General features: G+C 41.6%; 12 protein-coding genes and 1 tRNA gene. 9 read left to right on the top strand and 4 right to left on the bottom strand.

Annotated elements, in window-relative coordinates; translation table 11 throughout:
* Nucleotide 1: 1 nt before the first annotated feature.
* Nucleotides 2–1,276 (bottom strand): geranylgeranyl reductase family protein, encoded by a 1,275-nt coding sequence (locus MmiEs2_RS01260; protein WP_316559628.1) that lies wholly within the window; start codon nucleotides 1,274–1,276, stop codon nucleotides 2–4.
* A gap of 523 nt (nucleotides 1,277–1,799) precedes the next feature.
* On the opposite strand from MmiEs2_RS01260, the gene MmiEs2_RS01265 reads away from it, so the two are divergent.
* From MmiEs2_RS01265 to MmiEs2_RS01290, 6 genes are all read left to right on the top strand, one after another.
* Entirely contained in the window at nucleotides 1,800–3,440 is a 1,641-nt protein-coding gene (locus MmiEs2_RS01265) for a DEAD/DEAH box helicase (RefSeq protein ID WP_316559629.1), read from the top strand.
* Between the two features lie 215 nt (nucleotides 3,441–3,655).
* Entirely contained in the window at nucleotides 3,656–4,822 is a 1,167-nt protein-coding gene (locus MmiEs2_RS01270; RefSeq protein WP_316559630.1) for a hypothetical protein, read from the top strand.
* 254 nt (nucleotides 4,823–5,076) lie between these two features.
* The gene (locus MmiEs2_RS01275; protein ID WP_316559631.1) at nucleotides 5,077–6,528 is read left to right on the top strand and encodes a DUF92 domain-containing protein; all 1,452 of its coding nucleotides are present in this window, start codon (nucleotides 5,077–5,079) and stop codon (nucleotides 6,526–6,528) included.
* A gap of 157 nt (nucleotides 6,529–6,685) precedes the next feature.
* Nucleotides 6,686–7,141: a Panacea domain-containing protein gene (locus MmiEs2_RS01280; protein ID WP_316559632.1), complete on the top strand. Its 456-nt coding sequence runs from the start codon at nucleotides 6,686–6,688 to the stop codon at nucleotides 7,139–7,141.
* 18 nt (nucleotides 7,142–7,159) lie between these two features.
* Complete coding sequence (locus tag MmiEs2_RS01285; protein WP_316559633.1) at nucleotides 7,160–7,615, top strand: MAG6450 family protein; 456 nt, start codon at nucleotides 7,160–7,162, stop codon at nucleotides 7,613–7,615.
* An 89-nt stretch (nucleotides 7,616–7,704) separates the two neighbouring features.
* Nucleotides 7,705–7,787 (top strand) — tRNA-Leu (locus tag MmiEs2_RS01290).
* 177 nt (nucleotides 7,788–7,964) lie between these two features.
* Here MmiEs2_RS01290 and MmiEs2_RS01295 read toward each other — a convergent pair.
* Nucleotides 7,965–8,774: an MBL fold metallo-hydrolase gene (locus MmiEs2_RS01295; RefSeq protein ID WP_316559634.1), complete on the bottom strand. Its 810-nt coding sequence runs from the start codon at nucleotides 8,772–8,774 to the stop codon at nucleotides 7,965–7,967.
* Nucleotides 8,775–8,800: 26 nt separating this feature from the next.
* Nucleotides 8,801–9,439, bottom strand: coding sequence for an NAD(P)-dependent oxidoreductase (locus MmiEs2_RS01300; RefSeq protein WP_316559635.1), 639 nt, complete (start codon nucleotides 9,437–9,439; stop codon nucleotides 8,801–8,803).
* A gap of 194 nt (nucleotides 9,440–9,633) precedes the next feature.
* Here MmiEs2_RS01300 and MmiEs2_RS01305 point away from each other — a divergent pair, with 194 nt between their 5' ends.
* Together MmiEs2_RS01305 and MmiEs2_RS01310 are read left to right on the top strand one after the other, a co-directional pair.
* A complete protein-coding gene (locus tag MmiEs2_RS01305; RefSeq protein ID WP_316559636.1) occupies nucleotides 9,634–9,960 on the top strand; it encodes a winged helix-turn-helix transcriptional regulator in 327 nt (108 codons plus the stop codon).
* 140 nt (nucleotides 9,961–10,100) lie between these two features.
* Nucleotides 10,101–10,646: a hypothetical protein gene (locus MmiEs2_RS01310; protein ID WP_316559637.1), complete on the top strand. Its 546-nt coding sequence runs from the start codon at nucleotides 10,101–10,103 to the stop codon at nucleotides 10,644–10,646.
* 98 nt (nucleotides 10,647–10,744) lie between these two features.
* On the opposite strand, the gene MmiEs2_RS01315 is transcribed toward MmiEs2_RS01310, so the two are convergent.
* On the bottom strand, nucleotides 10,745–11,512 hold the full coding sequence (locus MmiEs2_RS01315) for a hypothetical protein (protein ID WP_316559638.1): 768 nt from the start codon (nucleotides 11,510–11,512) through the stop codon (nucleotides 10,745–10,747).
* 265 nt (nucleotides 11,513–11,777) lie between these two features.
* On the opposite strand from MmiEs2_RS01315, the gene MmiEs2_RS01320 reads away from it, so the two are divergent.
* A complete protein-coding gene (locus MmiEs2_RS01320) occupies nucleotides 11,778–11,930 on the top strand; it encodes a hypothetical protein (RefSeq protein WP_316559639.1) in 153 nt (50 codons plus the stop codon).
* Nucleotides 11,931–12,016 lie beyond the last annotated feature (86 nt).

Below are 12,016 nucleotides of genomic sequence, written 5' to 3' on the forward strand. Positions count from 1 at the left end.
GTTATTTTAAAAGAAGATCAAGTCCTCTTTTCATTGCATTCGGAATGCTTCCGCATTGCATTTCTTTTAATTTGTCCGCCGGCAAAAGCTTAAACGCCGCGTTAATTCGTTTGTCGGAGACCAAAAATTTATCCATCACTTTTCTTGCCTGAACGGACGCGTCAAGCGCGTTTCCAAATTCCGCGCGCCAGCGCTGTTCATAAAGCGCGACGGAAAGTCCTTTGCCGCATTTGTCGTCCAAAACAGCTTCTGCCGCCGTCTCACCTGCAATTTTTCCGGCCGCAATCGCGAACGGAATGCCGCCGCCGTTTGTCGCCATCACGTGTCCGGCCGCATCGCCTGCAACCATCACGGAGTTCGTCGCCGTCCGTTCAGGCGCGCCCGAGACTGGAATGACACCGGCGATCACGGACGTGACTTTTCCACCTTTTAATTTTTCAGAAGCAATCGGATGTTCCTGAATAAAACGATTCAGGAATTCACGGGCGGATAATTTTTCCGAACATAATGATCTTCGAAGGCCGATGCCGACATTTGCTTTGCCTTCGCCTTCCGGAAATATCCAAATGTATCCGCCGGGGACGTATTTGTTTCCGAAAAACATTTCCAATGATTCCGAATCAATGTCGACATCCGTCATTTTATATTCAAAACCGATTCCTCTCTCAAAACCGGAATCTTGAACCGAATTTATCGTGTTTCCGATATCATATTCTTCCGGTCTCGGAATTCCCGCGTCGTGACACAAACCGAATGTTTTTCCGATAAAAGAATTCGGGCCGTCGGCACCGATTATAACTTTCGTCGTTATGTCGGCTTTTCCAAAAACACCGCTCAGGCGAACGGTATATTTTGTCGATCCTGACAAAATGGATTTAACGGACGTTCCGCACAAAAGTTCCGCGCCTTCAAAAGTCGCTTGCTCCGCCAAATCCGTGTCAAAAATGCGTCGGTCTAAAACATAGCCGTTGACGTCAAACTCTTTTGATTTCAAATCCGGGCTGTAGAGTCTTTGCGTTGTCGTTTTGGAAAGAATACTTTTTTTCGGAATCTTTTTCATTTCTTTTGGAAGCGTCATTCCGGGAATCAAACTTTCAATTTCGCCGGCGTCCGGCGTAAATCCGGCGCACTGAATAGGCGATCCTATTTCACGCTTCTTTTCCACAAATAAAACATCCACGCCGCCGAGAGCAGCATATTTCGCAGCGACGGACCCGGCAGGCCCCGCGCCGACAACGACGACATCATAGTTTTTTTGAGTGAGCGGAAATGACATTTGTAGACTCCTGATTGTTTTTTTTACTTTTTTTAATTTTGTTTTGAATTGAATGAAGTGAATGCACCAAACGGATAAATCATTTGTCTTGTGTTTTCCATTTCGCTGTGCTTTTTTCATTTTTTTCACTTTCAATTTAGAAAAGTTCATATAGTGGGATACTATTCTAAGTGTTCTTACCGGATTTAAGGTTCTCTCAGATGCGTTACGACGCATTCATTTTTCAGAGGATAATTCCGGAATTTTTGGCCGTATTCCGACAATCAGAGAGAATCCGCAATCAGTAGATTAGTTTTTATCTTTGCTTCTAAGCAAACGGCCGCCAGAAACAGCGTTTTGACCTGTTCTTCAATCGTGTTATTGATTTGCTGAAACCGTTTTTTTCAGCAGCTTTCGGCGCAGTAATTTGAATTTGTTTTTATTGTTGCCTTTTCCGTTCGGGGTGGCCCGGCGAGTCGGTCTCTTTGAAGCTTTATGCAGGTTCTGATGACGTTGTTTTTGTATAATTAAAGGACAATTTATCATGACAACAACATTTCAAGATCTCGGAATAAATGACAGAATTATTCAATCGCTTCTCGTGAAAGGATATGAAAACCCGACACCGATTCAGATTCAAACCATTCCGCTTTTCTTAAGCGGCGACTGCAATATTATCGGGCAGGCGCAAACCGGTTCCGGAAAAACCGCCGCCTTTGGCGTTCCGATCATTCAGAATATCATCGAAAAAACCGGCCACGTTCAGGCGATTGTTTTAACGCCGACGCGCGAGCTTGCGATTCAGGTTTCTGACGAAATGTCGTCTTTTGGCGGCATCAAAGGGTTAAACATCGTCCCCGTTTTCGGCGGCCAGCCGATTCCGATTCAACTTCGCGCGCTTGCAGGCGGCGCCGACATCGTTGTCGGAACACCCGGCCGTGTGATTGATTTAATTCACAGAAAACGTCTCGACTTGTCTCACATTTCTTATTTTGTTTTGGACGAAGCCGATGAAATGCTGAATATGGGATTCATTGACGACATCAAAGAAATCATTCAGCACACCAGCGACGACAAACGCATGCTTTGTTTCTCGGCGACGATGCCGAAGCAAATTTTGGGAATCGCAAAAAAATATATGGGTCAATACGAGATGGTTTCCGTTGAAAAACTCAAAGAAACCGCTTTAATTGAACAGCTTTCCATCGATGTTCCGCCGGCTTTGAAATTTGAAGCGCTTTGCCGCGTCATTGATTCCGATCCCGACTTTTACGGCTTGGTTTTCTGCGCCCGAAAAGACACGTCGGATGACGTCGTTCAAAGATTGGAAGAGCGCGGCTACGATGCTGATGTGATTCACGGAGACATTTTACAGGAGCAGCGCATTCGCATTATGGACCGCTTCAGAAAGCAAAAATTGAGAATTTTGGTCGCGACAGACGTTGCCGCGCGCGGTATCGATGTGAACGAATTGACGCACGTCGTCAATTACGACATCCCGCAAGATCCCGAATCTTACACACACAGAATCGGCAGAACCGGCCGCGCCGGAAAAACCGGCATCGCAATCACGCTTTTAACGCCTGCCGATTTCAGAAAATTCGCTTTTATCAGAAAACTCGCGAACGTCGATGTTCGCCGCGTTGAGCTTCCCGATGCCGATCAGGTCGCCATGATGAAGCGCGACAAATTGCTTCACGACTTATCGCTTGCAATCGAATCTGATTTCGTTAACACCGACGAAGCCGAGCCGTTTAAAGAATTCGCGGAAGCTTTGATTACAGAAGACCGAACCGCAGAAGACGTCGTCGTCTGTCTCTTAAAACGCGCTTACGAAAACAGAATTTTGCCGCGCGCTGATGACAAAATCATTGACGAAATGTTCGCGCAGATTCCGAAACAGCGCTTTACAAGCGACAGCGGCAAAAAAGGAAGATACGGCGCTAAAAACACTGACGAAGGACAAGGTCAGGGCCGCGGCCGCAGAAGCGAAGGCGGTTACAAAGGCAAAAAAGAAGGCGGCAAATACGATGACCGCAAAGGCGGAAGCGGCGGTAAAAAATACGGCGGCTCCGGCAAAGGCGGCTCCGGCGGCGGCAAGAAATACGGCGGCGGAAAATACTCCCACAACAAAGATTACGCGACAAAAAGAATTGAAAACAAGAAATACAAATCCAGAGACTGAAATCTTTTTCAGTCTTTTTTGTTTTTATTTTTTGTTTCGTTTTTGCTCGTCACTTTCATTTTAATTTTCGGTTTTTTGTTTTTCGGTTTTTTGTTTTTCGGTTTTTTGTTTTTTGTTTTTTGTTTTTTCAGCATTTTTGCTTTTTTATTTCTATTTTTTTTACAGCTTACGTTAAATTTTTATTTCATTCTCTTTTTATTACAATCGGTGAATTTATGGTTCGAGACGCGCGCGGAATTATAAAATTTGTAAGTGTTTGCTTTATTGCTTTTTTATTCCTTCTTGCCGCGTGTATCGCAATCGGGACGATCGCTTTCGTTTATTCTGAAACAGCGCCTTCAAGCCCGGCAAATGTGCCTGTTGTGATTCCCGTTCTGTCCGAGCCCGAATACGAAGAGGCGGAAACACCGGATTCGATTTCATCAATTGAAGATCCTGCCGAAGACGATCTCGTTTTGTCTTCCGATACATATACGCGAACATATTCGTGGACGTACGGCGGATATAATCAAACGATTACCGTTTCCGTTCCGAAAGAATATTATGATTATTATCGCAACAAATCGCATTCGGGGAAAGACTTCGATCATTACGCTTTGTCTGAAGACGATCGCGTTTTCCTGGGGAAAATGATTGAAAGTTTTAAAGAACAAGGTGAGCAGTGCAATTTTACGGCGGATCAAAATGTTTTGAATATTATCGCGTTCGTGCAGGCGATGCCTTACACTTCCGACAGCGTGACGACGGGATATGACGAATATCCGCGCTATCCGATTGAAACGCTTGTTGACGGCGGCGGCGACTGTGAAGACAGCGCGATTTTGGCCGCCGCGCTTTTGCTTGAAATGAATTACGGCGTCGTTTTAATCGAGCTTCCGGGACACATGGCGCTCGGTGTTAAAGGCAGCGAAAACATCAGCGGCACCTATTATACACACAACGGTGATCGGTATTTCTATGTTGAAACGACGGCAAGCGGTTACAAACTCGGCGAAATTCCTGCCGAATTCAAAAATGCGAGCGCGAAATTATACACAATGAACCCGATGCCGGAAATTAAAATTCAGCTGCGCGCTGATTTGATTGACAGTGATTTGAATTACGCTTATTACAAAATTCATTGCGACATTACAAACAAAGGACCGACAACGGCTTCCAATGTTACGGCTTTGCTTTTCGCAGAATCCGATCCGTTTGACATGACGCGTGTTTGGTCTCAAAGCGATGCGATTTTGGTCGGCACAATGGTTGACGAAGCTTCGGGATGGGCGGAATACATGGTTCAAGTTCCGCGGCGGAATCAAACGCGTTTTTCGTGCGTGGTTTACGGCGATAATTTCAATCAGGTTTATACTTACACAAGAGTCATTTACTTGAATTGACGACGGCTGTTCGTGTTATTTCATCCATTTTATTTTCCATCTATTTTACTTTCCATCTATTTTACTTTTTTATTCATTTCATTTTTTCATTTATTTTATTTCCAATTTTTTTGTCATTTTCTATTTGTCACTCTTCATTTTCGCATCAGACAATTTAATATACCGCAAAAGATAAGAAAACCCATTCTCTTAATGTATATTTTCAATCTTAATTTTCAATCTTTTATATTGCATCGAACAGGCGGCTTTCATTTATGACATCGGCGGAATCATCAAGTACTTCTTACTCTGATCGGGATATTCGTACTTGCAAATTATTTTATTTGGCAAAATACGCCGCCGGTATTTTGTTCATTTTATCTGCTGCGGTTCTGCCGCTTTGGATGTTCTTTGCGATTTGTTTTATTCTTTTCATTTTGGCGTTTACGCCGGCTCTTTCAAAGACGGCGGCGCTTTTTCATTTAACCGATGAAGAGAAGCTTCGTCAGCTTTCGTTTGATTTCAGATTGCTGGCAGGCATCATGGCGCTCAGCTTTTTGGCGGCGCTGCTCTTTGAAATGTCGGGGCTCGGCACAGGCATTCAGCTCCCAAGCTTTTTGATTTTCCAAGCGCTTGCGGTTACGATTTTCAGCACGCGCTCTTGGTATTGTTTATTCGGCAAAGTCACGCTTTATGAAAACGTCCGCGAAACGGACGGTTTCAAAAACATTTCTCTGCTTTACGAATTCTTTTTGATTTTGCTTCGCGTCACGGTCGCGTTTTTAGCCGGCGTTTGGGCGGCTTCGTTTACGGGATTTGATTTGACGGCGGAGTTTCTCAATCAGCTGTTTTTCATTTCAATCATCGGCGCCTTTGTCGGCAGCTTGTTTGAATCAATCCCGTCAAAAATGAATGCCAACGCTTCCATTTATCTCGGCGCACTGCTTTCCATGTGGGCGCTTTACTTGCTCGGCTACCAAACGCCGTGGTCGGAAACTGCGCTTGCCGCACTCTTTTCCGTCGTCTTGGCATTCTTGGCCTACCGCTACAAAATCGCGGATGTCTCGGCACTTTTCTCGGCAGCCGTTCTCGGAATTGTGATCATTCTTTTCACAAATTTGTGGTGGTTTGTCCTTCTCGTCGCCTTTTTCATCCTCGGCGGCGGTTTTACAAAATACAAATTCAAGCAAAAAAAGGCCGCCGGGCTTGCCGAATCCAAAACCGGAATCCGCAGTTATGAAAATGTTTTTTCAAACAGCTTTTGGGCGCTTGCAATCGCCGTTCTTTACGGCATCCTCGCGGCGCATCCGGAATATAATTGGCTTGCGATGCCGCTTGTCTTCGCGTACGTCGGAACAGTCGCAACGGCAACCGGTGACACAATGGCCAGTGAAATCGGCGTGACGGCAAAAGGGCCGACTTACATGATTACGAATTTCAGAAAAGCAAGAGTCGGCGAAGACGGCGGTGTCAGCCTTCTCGGCGAAGCCGCGGCGTTCATCGGATCAACAATCATCGGCCTCATGGCTTTCGCGTTCGGCATGATCGGCTCGCTTCCGCTTGCTCTCGCCGTTGCAATCGCCGGCGGATTTATCGGAACCAACATCGACAGTGTTCTCGGCGCAATTTGCCAAAAAAGAGGCTGGCTCACCAACAGCAGTGTCAACTTTTTCTCAACGCTTTCGGGCGCGGTTATTTCATTTGCGCTTTACTTCCTGCTGTTTTAAACCGCAAATTTTTTGAAATATTTTCAAAACTAATATTTTCAAAAATTCATTTTTCATAAAATATACTTTAGAAATCAATCTTTCAAAAAATTTAAAAAAAGATTTAAGTATATGCCCTGCAATTCAAAACAGAAACAAAGTCTGAACGGGGGATAAAATGAACGATTATTTTGATATTGAAGACGTTGCGAATTGGTTTTTGAACAAAAGTTCATTGCAGCACAAAAAACTTCAAAAACTCAGTTATTATGCAGTTGCCTGGAATTATGCATTATTAGATGCGCCGCTTTGTAAAAGAGACACGTTCCAAGCATGGATCCACGGACCCGTCAGCCCTGTCCTTTACGATCTTTACAAAAATTACGGCTGGACTTTTATTCCGCAAACTGAATCCGCCGCAGATTTCGGAAAGTCTGAAGAAGTTTTGGATTTCGTTTGGGAAGTGTACAAAGATTATTCTCAATTTCAGTTGGAAAACCTGACGCATTCGGAATTGCCGTGGGAAAAAGCGCGTGCAGGATATTCCGAGTTTGAGCGTTCGGAAGAAGTGATTTCACCGGAAATTATGAAAGATTTTTATCGTAAATTATATGAAAATTCACAAAACGATTGATTCCGTATGGCTTACAAAATGAAAAAACGAATTGAGCCGGTTGAAAATATTTCAATCGGCATCGGAAAAATTCCAAACAAACCGGAAGGGTACGCAAAAGGAATTTTTCCGCTGACTCCGACATTCCCGATTGTTCAATTTGTTCAATTCCGAATTCATGATTACAAATCCTGCGGAATTTCGGAAACTTGTTTTTGCCGACAAACAAAAGAACAGAAAGAAATTTTTGATCAATTTTTAAAAGAATCTTTTTGCTGCAAAATAAACGATTTCAAAAGAATATGGCATAATTCGGTATCCAATCAAGATTCCAATACGTTCAAAGATTCAAATCACCCCGATCGCGGAAAATATCCGCTTGAACACATTAAACTCAGTTCGAAATACAGAATACACGGCTATTACACCGGAAATGTATTTCACATTGTTTCTATTGATCCCGATCATGCTGTTCATAAATGCAAAGGGCGGTAAACAAAGGAGCATACCTGTTCCTGCTCATCATAACTTATTTATATGAAAAATCGATTTTAGAGTTGTTTACTTTTCTGAAAACTCGTTCTGCGGGGATAACCAAGTGGTCAACGGTGACAGACTCAAGATCTGTTCGCGTAGGCGTTCAGGGGTTCGACTCCCTTTCCCCGCACTTTATACTTTTTTAATATAATCTTGTATGATTATTTTGTTTAAAATCTAATTAATCTTTGAGAGTGTTTCATGAATTTAAAAAAGAATTAAACGGCTAAATTGATGATTCATTTTGATTTTTTTCAAAAAAATGAAATAAAGAACTGAATTTAAAATCCGGTTCTTTACATTTGACTCAAAAAAACTGCGGCAGCATTGCATCAAGCATCTCTTCTGTCACATAATTCGGATACTTCTGCATAATAATTGTTTTTGCTTCATCAGGCGTTTCAGATTCGGCAACGGCCTTCAAAATCTCGCTGTAATATTTTTCAACATTATCAACAAATTCAGATGCTGTTGCAGGAACGCCGTGCCCGGACATAAACCAAATGTACCCTTGCGCTTCCAAATCTTTCAGCATTTCCGCACGCGGTTCAAGCGGCGCAATCAAAACATGAAGATTCACATAACCCAAATGTTCGACATAAACAGCTTTCTGATCCGACAATTTGATTGCCCATGCGCCGATTTCACGATTCGTTTCAAATTCATATTTCACGCCGTCAATTGTCATTTTTGAATCATCGTTTAACTTTGTGACAGTCAAATTCGATCCGGTGGCCATTGCCATTATTTCATCGGCATCGACACTGTAAATCGAAACATTTGGGAAATATTTTTGAATATTGATCCAATGTGCTTCATCAACATGGCTGATAATGATGCGGTCAATGGGTTTACCGAAACTTTCAACATATTCTTTAAAGGCAGTTGCTTGTATTTCCGAGTCGCCCGGATAATCAATAATGATAAGCTTATCATGTTCGACGATAACGGGAGAAACGCTATCGGACAGGAATGAATGAAGCTTCACATCACCGAATTCTTTGACGATAACATTTGAAGGTATTTCCGGAGTTGGTTTTGTTTCATCACCGTTTTCGAGACATCCTGAAAATGCAATACAAATAACTGCAAGAACCAAAATTAATTTTAATTTCATTATATCACTTTTCATTTTCCATTCATTTATTCAGAAACAACGCTGAATCTTTGTTTCAAATATTTTCCGTTTTCGGCTTCATCAATCATCGCGATTGCGTAATCGGCATAACTGATTTGACTGTTTCCGTCGCTGTTTACGATTAATTCATCGCTGCCGAGTTTGTATTTTCCTGTCCGCTCACCGTCGGCGACAAAATCCGCCGCAGGACTCAGATATGTCCAATTTACGCCTTCCGTTTTCTTCAACATGTCAAAAGCATTTCCCATCGCTGTTGCAAGCGGCATGAAAGCTTCGGGAAATTCAGGTGTGTCCACGAGTCTTATTTTGTGTTCGGGATCGACATATAAACTGCCGGCACCGCCGACAATTAAAAGGCGAATATTTTCATGGCCTTTCAAAATGTTTGCCAGATGTTTCAAAGATGTTTCATGAAGCGGCAACGTGTCCGGTGTCCAAGCACCGAATGCGTCAATGACAACGTCAAAATCTTTTAAATCGTCATAAGTTAAGTCAAACAAATCTTTTTCTAAAATTTTCATGTTCAAATTTGTGATTTTAGAAGCATCTCTAACAACAGCGGTCACATCATGTCCACGCGAGGCGGCTTCTTCGAACAGATATTTTCCTTCTTTTCCGGCTGCGCCGATAATTGCGATTTTCATATTTTACCTCATATTTTTGGTTTTGTTCAATTTGATTTTTATTGTTTGATTTAAGTTGCCGGCAAACATAATTCTCAGAACGAACGATTCTTATTTATAGTAAGCAGAAATCAAAATGTAATATATGAACCAAAAAGTAACTGTTGTTTCCATATACCTGTTTGAATGATTTAGAAATGTAAAAAGTGATTAAAATGAAAGAATTACCGCCCTGTCCTGTCGAAATCACGCTTCAATTAATCGGTGACAAATGGAAAGTTTTAATTTTAAGGGAATTAATGCCTGATAAAAAAAGATTCAGTGAGTTACAACGATCCATCAGTAACGTCAGTCAGCGGATGCTGACACAGCAGCTTAAAGCCATGGAAAGAGACGGATTAATCAACCGGGTAGTTTTTGCTGAAGTTCCGCCGCGTGTTGAATATTCATTAACGGAACTTGGGGAAAGCATGGCACCTGTGTTGGATTCAATGCAGTCATGGGGCAATTATTACAAAAAAGTGATGCAAGAAGAATCCTAAAATTTTGGTTCACAATGTTCTATATATTCTATTTTGAATATGATTCCCTACATATTCTATTGTGACAACGCTTATATAAATTCTTTTTAAATTATAAATTCGTTGATTATCAAAATTGAATCTTAAAACGGGGAAATTAAATGGATTTAACAGACAATAACCAAATTTTAACTCTTATACAATATCAAAAACAGAATCTGGCGATTGAAAATTTCAAATATTATCAAACGATTTTAGAAGATTATTACGTTCCGTCCAATAAATTGTTAAAACAGGTTCGAAAGGACTTAAACGAATTTCGCGCCGAATTGAAAAAGGATTATGAATTGGATTCCAAATTCCGTCATGTTTCGGTTTTGAAATATCATGAAGGATTGGCGAAAATCGTTGACGAGTTCATCGTAAAAGGTCAAAAATTAAACAATGATCATCCTTATGTCGGCAAAGAATTCAATAAAGATTCGATTGTCGTCGTCATTTCTCTCGAATCCATTAAAAATCTCTTGACGGAGCAGGTTTTCATTACGCATATCGACACCGGCGACGTTTTAAAAGGATTTGAAAAAGCGGATGCCGCTCTTTTAAGATTAATCGAATTATCGGAATCCGTCATCACAAATATTGTTCGTTCCCTGGTGACGATTAATTCAGATTTGAAAAGAGATTTTTCAAATTACTGTTTGTGATCAAAACACGCTTGCATAAAGCGATTTTAGAATAAGAAAAATGTCAAGCTCCTGATTTCAGGACTGACATTTTTTAATCGAATTTATTTTTTAATTCATTAAGCGTTGACTGTTAATTCGCCGCCGGTAATTGTAAATGAAACGAAATATCCGTTGACGTTTACGGCATATGTTCCGTCTTTCATTTTATTAATTTGTCCGATTGTGAATTTTTCTTCGCCCCATTTCATTTCCATGGTGGACGGCCCGTCTTTGACTTTTAACGGAATGTAAATGTCATATTCGTTGTCTTTATCAAATTCGCTTGCGACTGTGATGTTTTCTTTGTCAATGCTGTTTGAGCCGCCGCCGATTGCGACAACCGCGGTTGCAATGATGTCGTTTCCGTCAACAGCGACGGTGACAGTGTCAATGTTGGCCGGTCTGAATGAATACAATGTGCCGTCAACGATTTCAAAACCGTACTGCTTCATCACATTCGCTTCGCCGTCGATTGCAATCGTATATTTTCTGCCGGCTTCAAAGTCGCTGACTTTGCCGAGAACAACGGTCACATCTTCGTAGCCGATGTCCATTGTGTTAATGCCGCTGACAGTAACAGCCGGAACAAAAATGTCAACAACCGAGCCGCTGACGTTGACAGTCACATTGTCTTTGTCAATGGACTGACTGTGCGTTCCCATAATCATGACAACCATTTGAGCGATAACATCGTCACCGTCAGTGTAAATGATGACGGACTGCGCGGGCGCGCCGGTCACAATCGTGTCGTTTCCGATATCGGAGTCTGAGCCTAAGCAGCCACTTGCGCCGACTGCTAAAATCGCGGCTGCAAGAACCGCAAAAACCATAAGTATTTTCTTCATAAGTTTTCCCCTTTTGATTTTATCGTTTTTAGAAATTCTTGAAAAATATTTTTTCAAATTTCCCGATACCCCCAAAAGAAAGTTTTTCTTTATAACCGTTCTCTAAAATGCGGTTTCAATTGAAGCTATTTTTTTGGAAGAAATCCGTTCTTGATCAAGTTTTTTGAAAAATACAATCTATTATCTGAAAAAAAGTTAATTTTTGAAAAATAAAAAATCATTTTTGAAAAACATTAAATCACAAAAGGGGTTTTATGAATGTATCATGCCGAAAATAAAATATATGGGAAATCAGGCTCAAGTCAAACCGATTTATTGGGCGATTTTCTGGTCCACCAAAGTGATTATTGTTTTTCTAATGATTATTTTCATTCTCCATGAGTTTACCGACGTTTTAGACGGAATTTGGATTTTCTAAATAAATTTTGCTCGCTTCGCTCACAAAATTTCAAGGGCTGTTTTATCAGGTGTTTGCAGAAAATTTGTTCGCTGCGCTCACAAATT

It is taken from the genome of Methanimicrococcus stummii (assembly GCF_032594435.1).
GTDB lineage: Archaea > Halobacteriota > Methanosarcinia > Methanosarcinales > Methanosarcinaceae > Methanimicrococcus > Methanimicrococcus stummii.

What these genes read in the sequence shown, in the direction of transcription:
- MmiEs2_RS01260 (WP_316559628.1), bottom strand. Translation starts at nt 1,276, where the DNA reads ATGTCATTTCCGCTCACTCAAAAAAACTATGATGTCGTCGTTGTCGGC.
- MmiEs2_RS01265 (WP_316559629.1), top strand. Translation starts at nt 1,800, where the DNA reads ATGACAACAACATTTCAAGATCTCGGAATAAATGACAGAATTATTCAA.
- MmiEs2_RS01270 (WP_316559630.1), top strand. Translation starts at nt 3,656, where the DNA reads ATGGTTCGAGACGCGCGCGGAATTATAAAATTTGTAAGTGTTTGCTTT.
- MmiEs2_RS01275 (WP_316559631.1), top strand. Translation starts at nt 5,077, where the DNA reads ATGACATCGGCGGAATCATCAAGTACTTCTTACTCTGATCGGGATATT.
- MmiEs2_RS01280 (WP_316559632.1), top strand. Translation starts at nt 6,686, where the DNA reads ATGAACGATTATTTTGATATTGAAGACGTTGCGAATTGGTTTTTGAAC.
- MmiEs2_RS01285 (WP_316559633.1), top strand. Translation starts at nt 7,160, where the DNA reads ATGAAAAAACGAATTGAGCCGGTTGAAAATATTTCAATCGGCATCGGA.
- MmiEs2_RS01295 (WP_316559634.1), bottom strand. Translation starts at nt 8,774, where the DNA reads ATGAAATTAAAATTAATTTTGGTTCTTGCAGTTATTTGTATTGCATTT.
- MmiEs2_RS01300 (WP_316559635.1), bottom strand. Translation starts at nt 9,439, where the DNA reads ATGAAAATCGCAATTATCGGCGCAGCCGGAAAAGAAGGAAAATATCTG.
- MmiEs2_RS01305 (WP_316559636.1), top strand. Translation starts at nt 9,634, where the DNA reads ATGAAAGAATTACCGCCCTGTCCTGTCGAAATCACGCTTCAATTAATC.
- MmiEs2_RS01310 (WP_316559637.1), top strand. Translation starts at nt 10,101, where the DNA reads ATGGATTTAACAGACAATAACCAAATTTTAACTCTTATACAATATCAA.
- MmiEs2_RS01315 (WP_316559638.1), bottom strand. Translation starts at nt 11,512, where the DNA reads ATGAAGAAAATACTTATGGTTTTTGCGGTTCTTGCAGCCGCGATTTTA.
- MmiEs2_RS01320 (WP_316559639.1), top strand. Translation starts at nt 11,778, where the DNA reads ATGCCGAAAATAAAATATATGGGAAATCAGGCTCAAGTCAAACCGATT.